Genomic DNA, 14247 nt, shown 5'->3' with positions numbered 1-14247 from the left:
ACTCTATCAGTCCTATTTGACAAAGAGCCTTTATTTTTTCAGTCCTTTTTTGCTTACATAAACATTGCTGGTGTAACACCCTCCATCCCGATCATCGGGTCGATGGTTTGGGCAGCAATTAATTTTGGTGTTAATGTAGCTGGTTCATTCTTCGCTGCTTTTTGTTTTTCCTCTACAGCTTCAAAAGGCTCTACCTTAGGCTGTACTGGTGCTACGTCCTCACCCTTCATGATCCGTTCGATCAGAGTGGTTTTTCGCACGGCGGACTCTCGGTTGACACAGGCTTGAAAAGCCTCTTCTTCCCCTAACAAGATCAACAAATCCTTGCTGCGTGTCACTGCGGTATAAAGTAAGTTTCGTTGCAGCATTCGAGAATATTGTTTTACCATGGGCAACAGCACCATTTTAAATTCGCTACCTTGCGCCTTATGAATCGAACAGCAGTAGGAAAGTTTGATCTTGTTCCATTCTGTACGCTTATAGCTAACTTCATTACTGTCAAACTGGATTACCAGTTCATCTACTTTATCATCCGATTCTTTCGCAGGAATAATTCCAACTATGATTCCCATGTCACCATTGAAGACGTTGAGCTCTGGATTGTTGACTAACTGCAGAACCTTGTCACCAATCCGATAAACTACATCGTTCCATTGAACCTCTTTTTTCCGTCCATCATTGGGATTGAAAATCTCCTGCATCATCTTATTGATCGCATCAATCCCAGCAGGACCACGATACATTGGCGCTAAAACTTGAACATCTTGGGCCGTGAATCCTTTTTTCTTCGCTCGTTCAACCACCTGTTTAACAACTTCTTCCATTTGAAACGCATGGCAAGCAATAAAAGAGCGGTCCTGTTGGTTTTTTCTAAAATCCTGCGGCAGCTTGCCATCTTTGATCTCGTGAGCTAGTGGAATAATTGAGGAACCGTCTCCTTGACGATAAATATCCGTCAATTCCATTTTTGGAATGTCTGCAATTTGCAGCAAATCATGGAAAACTTGTCCCGGACCAACAGATGGTAATTGGTCCTTATCTCCCACCAAAATCACCTGCATGTTATCAGGGATTGCCTTTAACAGCGTATTTGCCAACCATGTATCTACCATTGACATTTCATCCACTATCAACAAGCCGCCATCAAGTTCTTTGGCATCAATATCTGGCGTATCATCATTGGCATTCAAGCCCAATAAACGATGGATCGTACTTGCTGGCAGACCAGTTGTTTCATTCATACGTTTCGCTGCACGACCTGTCGGTGCCGCCAAAAGAATTGGAAAAACTGCGTTCGTATAATCTTTTGGGTCCAAAGACAAATCATTTAATTCAGCGAACAGCTTAACGATCCCGTTAATTACCGTTGTTTTCCCTGTTCCGGGTCCCCCTGTTAGGATAAACAACGGGGAGCGAATCGCTTCTTTAATCGCTTGATCCTGTGAGTCGCCATAAGTGATCTTTAGCTGTTTCTCAATCAAACGCAGCTTTTTATCAATGGTCGCTTGAGGATAATTGATTTCTTTTTTACGAGCTAACAGTCGCTCAATTGAAGAAGCAATGCCCCATTCACTATAAAACAAGGTATTCTCATATATTTTGGTGGCTTCCTGCTGAATCTTTTCCTCCTCAACCAATTGGATAATCATCGTAGCAATTTGATCTGGCGCTATCTCCACTGGACGGGTCGTTTCTAGAAGCTGCAGAACTTCAGTCAGTAATTGCTGCGCCTCGACATATGTATCCCCGCTTTGATTGGCATCTTCATTGACCTGATGAAAAATCGCTGCGCGAATACGTTGCGGACTATCCGCAGCTATCCCTAACTGCTCAGCAAGACTATCTGCCTTTTTAAAGCCGATGCCTTCGATATCTTCAACAAGCTGATAAGGATTTTCGGCAATGATCTCCAGAGCCTCGTTTCGATAGGTCTGAAAAATCGCAAAGGAAAGATGACTGCCGAAGCCATAGCGGCTCAAGCCGACGATGATTTGTTCCATTCCATGATTTTGACGAATCGTGTCTACGATCACCTTCTGCTTCTTCGCATTGAGATTAGGAACCTTTGCTAATACTGACGGATTCTCCATAATCTGATCAATGGCCTCTTCTCCTAAAACCTCGATGATTTTCTCAGCGGTTATCTTTCCGATCCCAGGAAATTTTTCGCTGGAAAGGTAATTAATCAAACCGTTGGCAGAAGTAGGATGCGCCTGTTCATAGCTTTCTACTAAAAATTGTTTTCCGTAACGAGGATGATCAACAAAATGTCCGAAGAAGCGATAGTCTTCATCTTCTTGCACATCACCAAAACTTCCCGTAACAACGATCTCTTGTTCAAGATAGTCACTATTGGTTTCACTGACTTTAATCAGCAACACCTTATAAAAATTACTAGGATTTTGGAAAAAGATCGCTTTTAGTGTTCCCACAATGTATAGCTGTTCTTCCGACATTTCGCTCCTCCCTTCTACTTCCTATTATAATAGTGAATCTGGTTTGGCTCCGGTGCCTTCTAAAAAGCTGACGTCATTCCATTGGATCAATTCATACGGTGGTTTACTGCTCGCTGCTTCTAAAATTGTCAGGCTATTATTAAAGAGGCCGCCCATCTCTCTTAATTGACTTAAAGGCTTTCCCATCAATGCTTGGATAGCCGCGGTTAATGCCGCTCCGTGACCGACAAAAAGAAGCGGTCCCTCTTCTGCTTCTGCGACTGCTTGTTCGACTAAATGATTGATGCGATTTAGCATATCTTCAATTTTCTCTCCGTCAAAGGGAGCTGGATCATACAAGTCCAAGTGATGACGCAGGTTGACCATATCTTTAGGGTAACGTTCCTCAATCACAGGAATCAGCTGTCCTTCCAATTTTCCTAAGCCAAGCTCTCTTAAATCCTCTGAACGAACGATTTCCGTTGGCTGCGTTAGCTGATTATTGATCCCTTCTGCGGTTAGGTATGCCCGCTTCAATGTACTCGTATAAATCTTTTCAAAGGGGACATCCTTCAATTCTTTTCCAAGCATTTTGATTGCTTCTTTACTTTCAGGTAATAATGGAGAATCTCCCATCATTCCCTGGAAACGTTTCTCTTGATTCCATTGTGTTTTTCCATGACGAGTAAAATACAGTTTCATAAAAATCCCTTTCCGCGTCTAATCTCTAGTCTAACTTATCGTTTTCATAATGATGCGTCAATTCTAAATTTGGAAAGCTTTGCTGACGTAACGCTTCGTATACAACTAAAGCCACCGTATTTGAAAGATTCAATGAACGAACATGTTCATCATTCATAGGGATGCGCAAACATTTTTCTTCATTTTCTCGCATAAACTCTTCTGGCAGCCCCGTAGTTTCTTTCCCAAACATAAAGAAATGATCTGCGTCGTCTGTATAATCGATTTCTGAATACGTCGCATTCGCAAACTTTGTGATCAAATGCAGCTGCTGATCGCCTAAGTACTCTAGAAATGCTGCTAGATTTTCGTGATAAGTAATATTTACATCATTCCAGTAATCAAGACCTGCACGCTTTAAATGCTTATCATCTGTTGAAAACCCCAACGGTTCAATCAGGTGCAAGGGTGAATTGGTCGCCGCACAAGTTCGTGCAATGTTCCCTGTATTCGCTGGAATCTGCGGTTCAAATAGTACAATATGGTTTGTCATGTTGATTTCCCTCGTTCTTATTTCAGTCTTTATTTTCACAAAGCTATTCTATGATAGCTCCTTCATTGTTTTATCTACACAAATCTGTCTAATTCACAAACACAAGAAGCATGTTCAGGAATTCGCATAAAAAAAACGTACCAACTCGGTGTCTAGCACGGCGAGTCGCTACGTTAGTGAAGCACTTTTCACTAACTTTTATCAGAACAGGAACCTGATAAAAACCAATGAAAAACAACTTGTTAGTACTATAACATCACGAAGTCACAAATGCAACCTTCTATTTTCAGGAATTTGAATGAAAACGATTACTCTCATAACCTTTTAATATTTCGATATCTACTGTTATCTTCTTCAAAGGATTCGCCGCTAATTTCGCTTTTACAGCTGGAGAAACCTTCCATTCCAACGGTGACATCTCCAGTAAATCCAATCGATTTTCTTCTGGTATATCAAACTCATAGGTCACCCGTTCCCGGTGGGCAATCGAAAGCTCCTCTGTGAAGCGCTGAATAACTGCTTCATTGGAGTACGTTTCCCCATCAGGATGGTACACCTCTCGCAATTCCTTTAAGTAGTCCGCTTGAGGAACAATTTTGACCACACAGCCATCAGACTTCATCACTCGCTTAAATTCGCGATAGTGTGAAGGCGAAAAAATATTTAGGATTGTATCAAAAGAATTGTCCGCAAAAGGCAGATTCGTCAAATCTGCGACACACCAAAAAGCCTCCATCGGTTGATTGCTCGCAAGATATATGCCTTCCTTAGCAATATCAAAGCCAATCGATACTGGATTTTCCTTTCGCTGGGTAATCTGCTGTAGGAAACTTCCTTCACCGCAGCCGACATCCAATAAATTCCCAGTTTGCATTAATTCCGCAATCTTTTCAATTACAGGCTGGTACATTCCAGAACCAATCATTCGTCCACGTGGGGCAAACATTTCATTGTCATAGTCCGTTTTGATCTGATGGTCTAAAAAATACACCGTGCCTTTTTTTGATAAGTCAAAGCGATGGCCTTCACCACAAATCAAGCTCTTCTCTCGTTGGATCATTTCACGGTGACATTTTGGACAACGAAACAATTCCTGCTGCTTAGCCAAAAATAATGCTCCCCGATCAATTTTTTTAAGCATCTTTCCACTCCTTTTTTGCTCTCCTATCATAGCATAGTTCTTCTATTCCTACTATCGTCGAGATGTGCTAAACTATACGCGAGATGTTGATTCGTCTAACAAATAGGGAGAGATCCCTGAGCTTAAAAAGGCGACATCTCTTAGGCTTGATTTTTCAAAAATTAGGACACAATTGGAGGATTCGATCTTGATTAAAGAATTTTGCGCAGAAAATTATACGGATATTCCCAAAGCGATCCAAGCAGGTGCAGGACGCATCGAGCTATGTGACAACTTGGCTGTAGGCGGCACCACGCCAAGCATGGGGGTTATCGAAGAAGTCCTAGCTTACGCTGGTGAAAAGCACGTTCCTGTTATGACAATGATTCGTCCACGTGGCGGCAACTTTGTCTACAACGATATTGAATTGAAAATAATGGAAAATGATTTGATCCATGCTAAAAATGCGGGAACAGATGGTGTTGTTTTCGGGTGTTTGACCGAAGACAATGAAGTGGACGAGGAAGCTTTGGAAATGCTGATGGGCAACAGTGAAGGCTTATTAACGACTTTTCATATGGCTTTTGATGAGCTGTCAAAAGAAGAACAATTTAAGACCATTGATTGGTTTGTCCAATTAGGAATTGACAGAATCCTGACTCACGGCGGACCTTTATCGACTTCTATCGAGGACAATCTTCCTCATCTTAAAGAGCTCGTCGATTACGCGGCTGGACGGATTATCATCCTGCCTGGCGGTAGCATCAATGCGGCAAATGCAGAAAAAATCGCTGAAGCTCTAGGCGTCAGCGAAGTTCATGGAACAAAAGTTGTTCAATTCTAGACATAACTATTCAATTAAAAGACCTGGCGCAGCAATTAAAAAAGCTGTGTCAGGTCTTTTTGATTACGCTAAGTTCTCGCCACTCGTCGCAATAACTTCTTTGTACCAGTAGAAAGAATCTTTTCTCAAGCGGTCCAATGAACCATTGCCTTTATCATCTTGATCCACATAAATGAAACCATAGCGCTTCGCCATCTCACTGGTGCTGGCGCTGATCAAATCAATACAGCCCCAAGGGGTATAGCCCATTAATTCGACGCCTTCATCAATCGCCTTCGCCATTTCGTTAATGTGGTCACGTAAGTAATCGATTCGATAATCGTCATGGATTTTTCCATCCTCTGTGACAACATCCTTCGCTCCTAAGCCGTTTTCAACAATAAACAGTGGGATTTGGTAACGATCATACAATTTATGCAGTGTGATTCGCAAACCGACAGGATCAATTTGCCAGCCCCAATCACTTGCTGCTAAGTATGGATTTTTCTTAGAGCCTAACAGATTTCCAGCAGTTTCTTCTCCTGATTTCTCATGGGAAGCAATGCTGCTCATATAGTAACTGAAGGACATGAAATCTACGACACCTTGTCTTAAAATTTCATCGTCTCCGGCTTCCTTTTTGATTTCAATCTGGTGATCACGGAAGAATTTCTCCATATAACGAGGGTAATACCCACGAATCTGAACGTCAGAATAGAATAGATTCGTATGATCCGCCTCCACACTCTCCATAACATCCAACGGATTCGACGTTTCAGGATAAGCCTCCTGACGAGCAAGCATACAACCAATCTGCGCATCCGGCAGCATCTCGTGACAAGCTTTGACTGTTAGTGCACTGGCAATAAACTGATGATGGGCTGCCTGATATTGAGCTTGCAGCATATTATCCGTCTTATCTGCTAATAAGCCGCCACTTAAATATCCAGTCATGCCAATGATATTGATTTCATTAAAGGTCAGCCAATATTTTACTTTTCCTTGATAGCGCTTGAATAATACTTTCGCATAACGGACAAAAGCATCCACCGTTTCGCGACTTTCCCACCCGTTTTGTTTTAATGACAAAGCTAAAGGAAATTCATAGTGAGAAATCGTCACTAAAGGTTCGATTCCGTACTTTAAGCATTCGTCAAATAATGAATCGTAGAAAGCCAAGCCTGCTTCATTTGGTTCACGATCATCTCCGTTTGGAAAAATTCGCGGCCATGAAATCGACAATCGAAACGTTTTGAACCCCATCTCCGCAAACAATGCAATATCTTCTTTATAATGATGGTAGGCATCAATCCCAAAACGCTTCGGATAGATTCCTTCTGTATCCTTCATGGCAAATTCAACTTTTTCAGTGGTCATAGGCTGAAGCAGTGAAATATTTACTTTATCAGGATTTTCTTCAAAAAGAGCCGTGTCCGCTGTTGACCAGCCTTTTCCGTCCTCTAAGAATGCACCTTCCCATTGATTCGCAGCGACTGCGCCGCCCCATAAAAAATTTTTTGGAAATTTACTCATCTTCTCATCCCTTCTGAACAATTAGTGTATAATTATCATTACTTTATTAGTCTAGCACAGATGAAACGCTTGCTGGTTTCACCTTTGCGAAGGCATTTTCTTTTTCGCTGTTTATTTTCATAAACATGAAAATGATCTCTAAAAAAAGGAGTCATCCTATGTTCAATATTTATGAGCTGTTGAATTATTTAAATCGGCACAATTCTGATAAAACCTATTCAAAAATCATCGCCTATCTCTTTACACATCAAGAGGAAATTCAAAAATTAACAATCTCGCAAATCGCCGAACAGTGTTTTGTTTCTCCTGCGACGATGACGCGTTTTTGCCAAACTTTTGGCTTTTCGTCCTTTTCACATCTAAGGGAGGCACTTGATACCAACGAACGAATGAAAAGCTATAACTCTTTAAGAATGAAAAAAGCAGACTTTCAGCAGTTGCAGGATCAGCCAGAAACTTTTCTGACAAATTATGCTGCTGAAATAAGTGCGGCATTACAGGACATCCTGACGAATATGGATTATGGGCTCGTCGATTGTTTGCTTAAAAAAATAAGGGACGCTGAAAGAGTCATTCTCATCGGTTATACAACCACTTTAGAGCTTGCTCGAAATATGCAGGTTGATTTTATCGCTTCAAACAAATTGACTCATGTTCCAGAAAATGAGGCGCTTCAAAAAATTGCGATTCAACAGGCGGATGAAAATACAGTGATCTTGGTTCTTTCCTCCTACGGGACCATCCTGACCAGCCATGTCGATTTGATCAATCAAATTAGTAAACGACCAGCCCATTCTGTTCTGATCACTCAGCACACACAAAATTTGATTACAAACCTTTTTGATCAGGTTTTAAACTTAACCAGTACCAACTATGTTCAAATTGGGAACTATCCATTAGAATTTTTCTGTGATTATTTTGTTCGCCGCTATGCCAGCCTAAATGAAAAAAGAAAATGATTCGCTTATGACAACTGCGAATCATTTTCTTTTTTCTTTAATCAATGTTTTTAGCTTAAAGAACCATTTATTTTCTTTTAAGCGAAGACGCACGGGATATCGTCCTGTCTTATAGTCCTTGATCTGTCGAAGGCGATCAGGAAAAATGTTCAACGGTAAATTCTGGAGATCAAAGAAATTGAACGCCACGTATTCATGGGAGTCCATTTTACTTTGGGAAACCGCTTCTTGGACCTTATAAACATAGGTAATATCATCATAATGCTCTTTTGTATAGATGCCAATCAAATCTTCAACGTTGCTGTCAAACGCCAGCAACTCCTTAACTAAACGCTGAATTCCCTCTCGCTCATTCTCATCAGGCAAAAGATCCCCGCCTGGTAAATCCCACACAGGTACCCCTTGACGTCGAACAAGCAAAATCAATCCATTGCGAATAATAACGGCATAAGCTTTTTTCAAAATTTTCTCACTACTTTCAGCATATGTCTTTTCAGTTACACTTAACTACCGATGAATCGTTCCATAAAGAGACTGGCAATATTAAAGTAAATCAACACGCTTGTCAAATCACTCAGCGTGGTAATGAATGGCCCACTGGCAACGGCTGGATCAAAGCCCAGCTTTTCCATAATCATCGGAATCCAGCTACCTGCCAAAGTAGCCACGGTAATTGCTGCCATCATTGCCGTTCCAATCACAAAACCTAAAATAAAATTATGCTTCCAAATACCTACAATAATGAAAATCGTCACACCTGTCACAAAGCCTGTAACAAGTCCTGTCAAGATTTCACCCAAGACCAGTTTACCAAAATTTTTCTCATTGTCATCAGAAATCGCCAATCGACGTACAGCTACCGCCAGTGATTGGGTCCCAGCATTTCCGGCTGTCCCAGTGATTAATGAGATAAAGACAGCCAAAATACTTGCCTTACTAACCAATGCCTCGTAATGATTGATCAAGGTGGCTGTGGTCATTCCTAAAAATAGCAGCGTAATCAACCACGGCAACCGCCTAGAAGCCGCTTTGACGGGATTCTCATCCACTTCTTCGACATTGACCCCGGCCAAACCAGAGTAATCGCTGGCCGCTTCATCGTCGATAACGTCAATGATATCATCGACGGTAACGATCCCTAATAAATGATCTTCATAATCTGTGACCGGTAACGCTAGAAAATCGTAGTCACGGAAGGTCTGCGCTACATCCTCTTGATCATCACCTACGTGAACAGATATCACCCGTTCGCTCATGACATCAGAGACCATCGTATCATCGTCATTCACGATCAGATCACGGAGAGAAATAACTCCTACAAGCTGATTTTCATCATTTACTACATAAGTATAATAGATTGTCTCGGCAATTTGTGCTTCTTTTTTTAACACATACATGGCGGAACGAACCGTTTGATTCGCTACAATTGAGACATACTCCGTGGTCATCAATGAACCAGCAGTATCGTCTTCGTAATGCAGCAGCTCACGAATCTCGTTCGCATGCTCAGAGTCCATTAGACTCAGGTACTTCGCTACTGGCTTTTTATCTAATTCATTCAGTAAGTCTACCGCGTTATCGGTATACATTTCAGACAACATGTCCGCTGCATACTGTGGACGCATCTCACTCAGGTACTCATCCATATGTTCATCGTCTTCTTCAATGACGTCAAACATATCGGCCAATTCTTTGGGTGATAGATAGGAATAAACCAGTTGACGCTCTTCTTGATTCAAAGATTGATAAAATTGCCCCTGATCATAGAAATGCATCTCTAGAAAATGATCACGAAAGGACTGCAGTTCATTCTGGTCCAGTTCCTCCCTTAATTGTTGGAAATGTATTTCTAGCTCTTCTTGGTTTTCATCCATCAATCTCACCTACCTCTTTTTTATGTAGCAATTTTTCTATGAAAAATTGCCTCGATTTTCGTTTCGGATATCATTCTGCTATACTGCTTGTTTGGTCATTGTTCGACTCTTCTTAGTTTCGTTCTTTAACTCTGAATTTCTGGGAAAAGCAGAACTGACAACCTACCTCTTTTTTATGTAGCAATTTTTCTATGAAAAATTGCCTCGATTTTCGTTTCGGATATCCTTCTGCTATACTGCTTGTTTGGCAATTGTGCTAATCTTTTTTGTTTCGTTCTTTGACTCTGAATTTCTGGGAAAAGCAGAACTGACAACCTACCTCTTTTTTATGTAGCAATTTCCAATAAGAAAAATTGCCTTGATTTTCGTTACGGATATCCTTCTGCTATACTGCTTGTTCGGCAATTGTGCTAATCTCTTTTGTTTCGTTCTTTGTCTCTGAATTTCTGGGAAAAGCATTATTTTTTTTATTTAAATCGTGGCTGCTATTGTCGCCATATCTTCAGCCAACGGCAGTTGAAAATACAACGGTTCATTGTTGAAGGGATGGGGAAAGGTCAGGGAATAGCAGTGTAATGCCTGACGTTCAATGCCTAAATCTAGCGAACCATCATATAGCTCGTCACCCAAAAGCGGACAGCCGATTGCTGAAAAATGCACTCGTATTTGATGGGTTCGACCTGTATGAAGCTGGATATCAACTAAAGCACACGTCTGATTTCGCTTTTTCAACCAATATTCTGTTTCGGCTTTTTGCCCCGTTTCAATGACCTGGCGCTTCAACAATGAGGACAGATCACGTCCAATCGGCATCGAAATATTCCCATGATTCTGTAGGGAATCCACTTCTCCTGAAACAAGTGCTTGATATTTTTTGACAAATTGCTTCTTCTGCAATCCTTGATCCAGTTTGGCATGGGCGAAACCATGTTTGGCAAACAACATCAAGCCAGAGGTATCTCGATCCAATCGAGTTACGACATGCACAACCTGATTGGCATAGTTTTGCTTCACGTAGTATGCTTTGACTCGATTCGCCATCGTTCCTCGCGGGTGGTATTGTGCTGGAATAGAGGCGATCCCGGCTGGTTTATTTACAACAAGGACATGCTCATCTTCAAAAACAATCTCGATCGGTACTTCGTCTGCCAGTAACGTTTCATGGGGCTCCTCATCTGGAATCACAACAGTTACAATATCATGGGTTTTTAGAGAAAACAAGACGTTTTGTTCTGTCTCATTTACGAAGATTTTTCCACCTTGAAATTTAATTTTTGCCAGCAATTTTTTCGAAATGCCCTGACGCTTTAAAAAAGTCCGTACAATTGAGCTGGTCTGCTCTTCATATGTCCATTTGAATTCCACAAAACTAATCCTCTCGAATAAAGGCATCTTTTACTCGATGCCAAAAATGCATATGCCGATAGGAAGCAAAGTGAATGCGCTCCTCGGCGATTTTGTATTTGATTGATGCAATTCCTTTTCGATTAATATCTAATTGATCGATGGTAATCAAATGCTGTTCATCGCTCTTCAACCGCACATCGATCCATTCATGGGAACCAATGATACTTGGCGAACCCAGAGTACGGAATACTCGATTGTTTAGTGACGCAATTTCAGCTAATTGCATTGCATTGATACTTGGATGAACGACTGCGCCGCCTACACTTTTATTATAGGCTGTCGAACCAGTTGGCGTGGAGATCGCTAATCCATCACCTCGAAATCGTTCAAATAACTCTTCTTTAATGTAAACATCCGCCACCATCGTCCGGCTTCCTTTACGAATCGTGGACTCATTTAGAGCCAAAAAGTGTTTTTGATCGCCCTCTGCCGTCGTCAATAAAACATCTAACAGTGGATAGCTGACGCTCTTTCCTTGCTCACAGCTCAAGCTGTTCACTAACTCAGGAAGCTCGTAATCACGCCAGTCAGTGTAGAAGCCTAGATGCCCCGTATGGACACCTAAAAAACGCACCTCATCTAAGCGATGATTATAGCGGTGAAAGGCCGATAGTAATGTCCCGTCGCCGCCGATCGTAATCACTAATTCCGGATCACGATCCACGATATGCAGATCCTCTTTTTCTGATAATAGGCCGCGCAAACGCTGCAGCACTCGAATTGATTTTTCTTCTTGATTATGAATGATTCCGATCCGTAGTCCCATGCCGACCCACTTTCTTTTTCTGTTCCTTACGATTAAATACATGCTGTGCTTCTTGAATCTCATCGCGAATGCTGGACATCTCTTCATCTAGCTGATACGCCGCTTCGGCTGCACGAAACAATCGCTTCTGAATATCCTCAGGAATTTGACCTTTATATTTATAATTCATGGAGTGCTCAATTGTTGCCCAAAAATTCATGGATAATGTTCGAATTTGAATTTCGGCAAGCAATTTCTTCTCACCCTCCAGCATCTGTACTGGATATTCGATCACTAAATGATACGACCGATAACCGCTGGCCTTTCGATTCGTAATATAATCTCGTTCTTGAATGACCTTCATATCATTTCTACGTCGCAAAATTTCCACGACTAAAGGAATGTCCTCAACAAATTGACACATGATACGCATGCCTGCCATATCAGACATCTCATCTTCTAAACGCTCTAACGGGATCCCCCGCAGCTCTGCTTTGTTAAGGATGCTTTCTACTGGCTTCACGCGACCGGTGACAAACTCAATCGGCACATGATCTCCGCTTGTGCGGTATTGTTTTCGCAATCCACGTAATTTTATCTTCAACTCCGCTACTGCCAATTCATACGGAGCAAGAAACGAATCCCAGTCTCTCTCCATCGCCTATCCCTCACTTCATTTTTCCATTCTTTCTTATCTTATCACAAACCTTCTGCAGAAAGAATTATCATATTTTCTCAGTTTATCGAATATTACAAAATACTAACATTTTCATGGAAATGGTTCTAATTGTTTGACTATTCAGGTTATTCTATGTGAGGATGTCTTATATTAGGAATTTTCTAGGATCAGGAGTAGAATAAGTGTGAGTAAAGAAATTGAAATCGAATTCAAGAGTATGTTAACACTAGACGAATACACTGAATTGTTACGTTACTATAATGTTACAGACGAACAATTTGTAATGCAGACGAATCTTTACTTCGATACAGCGGATTTTCAACTAAAGCATCTGGGAATGGGGTTACGGATTCGTCGCTTCACTACCAAAGCAGAAGCGACTTTGAAGATTCCTCAAGATGTTGGTCTGCTTGAGGTAACTGATTCCCTCACAGTGGATGCCGCAGCACAGGCAATCGAAAATAGAGCATTTGCTTCAGAAGCGAAAGAAGTTTTGACACAATTAAACCAGTTAGCGATCGCTCGGTATGACTTGCAACTAATTGGGAAATTAATCACAAAACGAGCGGAATTCGACATTCCAGAAGGAAAGCTGGCATTAGATGAAAGTTGGTATGGCGATCAGCATGATTTTGAGCTAGAGCTTGAAGTCCCTGATTCAACCTATAATGAAGGTGAGTTTAATCAATTATTAAGCAGATTTCATATCCCTTATCGCAAAACACAAAACAAGGTCGCACGAGCTGTTGCTGAACAGCAAAGGCGAGAAAAAGAAATGGAGGGGCTCCAGTGATCGAAATTTATTTGTTTGTAAATCCAATTGGAAAAAAATGTTTATCGATCGAGCAACGGATCATTGATTTGATTAACAAATATGACATGAAGATTCAGCTACGCCTGATTCCTATTATGAACTTAAAAACCGTTTCTGAGTTTATGCAGCGAATTGGCGCCTCCGAAAAAGACATTGAGCTGCGAACCGAACTTTCACAGGAAATTCATTCTGCCGCTTTAGATGTTAAAGCCGCACATCTGCAAGGTAAAAAGCGTGGGCGTGATTTTTTGGTCGAGTTGCAAAAAACGGTTGGTGTGGAAAAGCAGCCCTATTCAAAAAAGCTGGCTATTCAATTATTCACCAAAATTGGTGGAGACATCGAAATGTTCTTAGAAGACCGTCACTCAGCATTTGTTCATGAGGCCTTTCTTACGGACCAACAGATCGCTCACGAGATGGAGATCACCTCGCATCCATCAGCAGTCATTTATAATTACGCGGATGATTGTGACGCCGGAATTCGCATCGAGGGGTGCGACACGATCCATCATATCCTAGATACATATAACACGAAGGAATCCTTAATCGCGTTTTTAGAATCACAAAGTAAAAATACAGCTAGACAGTCCACGGATGACAATCACTTATCACTAATCTAAAAAA

14 protein-coding genes are annotated in these 14247 nt (G+C 41.3%); 4 read left to right on the top strand and 10 right to left on the bottom strand.

The features are described 5' to 3' along the window. Positions 1-53: 53 nt before the first annotated feature. From recD2 to RV13_RS06780, 4 genes are all read right to left on the bottom strand, one after another. Positions 54-2456: an SF1B family DNA helicase RecD2 gene (recD2, locus tag RV13_RS06795; protein ID WP_010746483.1), complete on the bottom strand. Its 2403-nt coding sequence runs from the start codon at positions 2454-2456 to the stop codon at positions 54-56. A 24-nt stretch (positions 2457-2480) separates the two neighbouring features. Next, positions 2481-3137: a histidine phosphatase family protein gene (locus tag RV13_RS06790; protein WP_010746484.1), complete on the bottom strand. Its 657-nt coding sequence runs from the start codon at positions 3135-3137 to the stop codon at positions 2481-2483. Positions 3138-3162: 25 nt separating this feature from the next. Further along, positions 3163-3669, bottom strand: coding sequence for a tRNA (uridine(34)/cytosine(34)/5-carboxymethylaminomethyluridine(34)-2'-O)-methyltransferase TrmL (gene trmL / locus RV13_RS06785; RefSeq protein WP_010746485.1), 507 nt, complete (start codon positions 3667-3669; stop codon positions 3163-3165). Between the two features lie 286 nt (positions 3670-3955). Further along, positions 3956-4810, bottom strand: a complete 855-nt coding sequence (locus RV13_RS06780) for a methyltransferase domain-containing protein (RefSeq protein WP_010746486.1) — start codon at positions 4808-4810, stop codon at positions 3956-3958. Positions 4811-4997: 187 nt separating this feature from the next. Between RV13_RS06780 and RV13_RS06775 the strand changes: the two genes are divergently transcribed. Next, the gene (locus tag RV13_RS06775; RefSeq protein ID WP_010746487.1) at positions 4998-5633 is read left to right on the top strand and encodes a copper homeostasis protein CutC; all 636 of its coding nucleotides are present in this window, start codon (positions 4998-5000) and stop codon (positions 5631-5633) included. 63 nt (positions 5634-5696) lie between these two features. On the opposite strand, the gene RV13_RS06770 is transcribed toward RV13_RS06775, so the two are convergent. Beyond that, a complete protein-coding gene (locus RV13_RS06770; RefSeq protein WP_010746488.1) occupies positions 5697-7145 on the bottom strand; it encodes a glycoside hydrolase family 1 protein in 1449 nt (482 codons plus the stop codon). A gap of 158 nt (positions 7146-7303) precedes the next feature. On the opposite strand from RV13_RS06770, the gene RV13_RS06765 reads away from it, so the two are divergent. Beyond that, on the top strand, positions 7304-8104 hold the full coding sequence (locus tag RV13_RS06765) for a MurR/RpiR family transcriptional regulator (RefSeq protein ID WP_010746489.1): 801 nt from the start codon (positions 7304-7306) through the stop codon (positions 8102-8104). 21 nt (positions 8105-8125) lie between these two features. On the opposite strand, the gene RV13_RS06760 is transcribed toward RV13_RS06765, so the two are convergent. The 5 genes from RV13_RS06760 to yjbM form a co-directional block, all read right to left on the bottom strand. Next, positions 8126-8566, bottom strand: coding sequence for an NUDIX domain-containing protein (locus tag RV13_RS06760; RefSeq protein WP_010746490.1), 441 nt, complete (start codon positions 8564-8566; stop codon positions 8126-8128). A 41-nt stretch (positions 8567-8607) separates the two neighbouring features. Continuing rightward, the gene (gene mgtE, locus RV13_RS06755) at positions 8608-9978 is read right to left on the bottom strand and encodes a magnesium transporter (RefSeq protein WP_010746491.1); all 1371 of its coding nucleotides are present in this window, start codon (positions 9976-9978) and stop codon (positions 8608-8610) included. A gap of 471 nt (positions 9979-10449) precedes the next feature. Next, positions 10450-11343 carry an RluA family pseudouridine synthase gene (locus RV13_RS06750; RefSeq protein ID WP_010746492.1) on the bottom strand — a complete coding sequence of 298 codons (894 nt, stop codon included), beginning with the start codon at positions 11341-11343 and terminating at the stop codon, positions 10450-10452. 4 nt (positions 11344-11347) lie between these two features. Further along, a complete protein-coding gene (locus RV13_RS06745; protein WP_010746493.1) occupies positions 11348-12151 on the bottom strand; it encodes an NAD kinase in 804 nt (267 codons plus the stop codon). Beyond that, complete coding sequence (gene yjbM, locus RV13_RS06740) at positions 12123-12788, bottom strand: GTP diphosphokinase (RefSeq protein ID WP_010746494.1); 666 nt, start codon at positions 12786-12788, stop codon at positions 12123-12125. Before yjbM ends, RV13_RS06745 begins: the two co-directional genes overlap by 29 nt. Positions 12789-12993: 205 nt before the next feature. Between yjbM and RV13_RS06735 the strand changes: the two genes are divergently transcribed. Together RV13_RS06735 and RV13_RS06730 are read left to right on the top strand one after the other, a co-directional pair. Next, complete coding sequence (locus RV13_RS06735; RefSeq protein ID WP_010746495.1) at positions 12994-13602, top strand: CYTH domain-containing protein; 609 nt, start codon at positions 12994-12996, stop codon at positions 13600-13602. Beyond that, positions 13599-14243, top strand: coding sequence for a DsbA family protein (locus RV13_RS06730; RefSeq protein WP_010746496.1), 645 nt, complete (start codon positions 13599-13601; stop codon positions 14241-14243). The genes RV13_RS06735 and RV13_RS06730 overlap by 4 nt, the downstream gene beginning before the upstream one ends. Positions 14244-14247 lie beyond the last annotated feature (4 nt).

The organism is Enterococcus raffinosus (assembly GCF_001886185.1).
GTDB classification, from domain to species: domain Bacteria; phylum Bacillota; class Bacilli; order Lactobacillales; family Enterococcaceae; genus Enterococcus_A; species Enterococcus_A raffinosus.
Note: the sequence above shows the minus strand (reverse complement) of the source record. Positions and strands in the feature narration are given on the sequence as shown.

What these genes read in the sequence shown, in the direction of transcription:
- recD2 (WP_010746483.1), bottom strand. Translation starts at nt 2,456, where the DNA reads ATGTCGGAAGAACAGCTATACATTGTGGGAACACTAAAAGCGATCTTT.
- RV13_RS06790 (WP_010746484.1), bottom strand. Translation starts at nt 3,137, where the DNA reads ATGAAACTGTATTTTACTCGTCATGGAAAAACACAATGGAATCAAGAG.
- trmL (WP_010746485.1), bottom strand. Translation starts at nt 3,669, where the DNA reads ATGACAAACCATATTGTACTATTTGAACCGCAGATTCCAGCGAATACA.
- RV13_RS06780 (WP_010746486.1), bottom strand. Translation starts at nt 4,810, where the DNA reads ATGCTTAAAAAAATTGATCGGGGAGCATTATTTTTGGCTAAGCAGCAG.
- RV13_RS06770 (WP_010746488.1), bottom strand. Translation starts at nt 7,145, where the DNA reads ATGAGTAAATTTCCAAAAAATTTTTTATGGGGCGGCGCAGTCGCTGCG.
- RV13_RS06765 (WP_010746489.1), top strand. Translation starts at nt 7,304, where the DNA reads ATGTTCAATATTTATGAGCTGTTGAATTATTTAAATCGGCACAATTCT.
- mgtE (WP_010746491.1), bottom strand. Translation starts at nt 9,978, where the DNA reads ATGGATGAAAACCAAGAAGAGCTAGAAATACATTTCCAACAATTAAGG.
- RV13_RS06745 (WP_010746493.1), bottom strand. Translation starts at nt 12,151, where the DNA reads ATGGGACTACGGATCGGAATCATTCATAATCAAGAAGAAAAATCAATT.
- yjbM (WP_010746494.1), bottom strand. Translation starts at nt 12,788, where the DNA reads ATGGAGAGAGACTGGGATTCGTTTCTTGCTCCGTATGAATTGGCAGTA.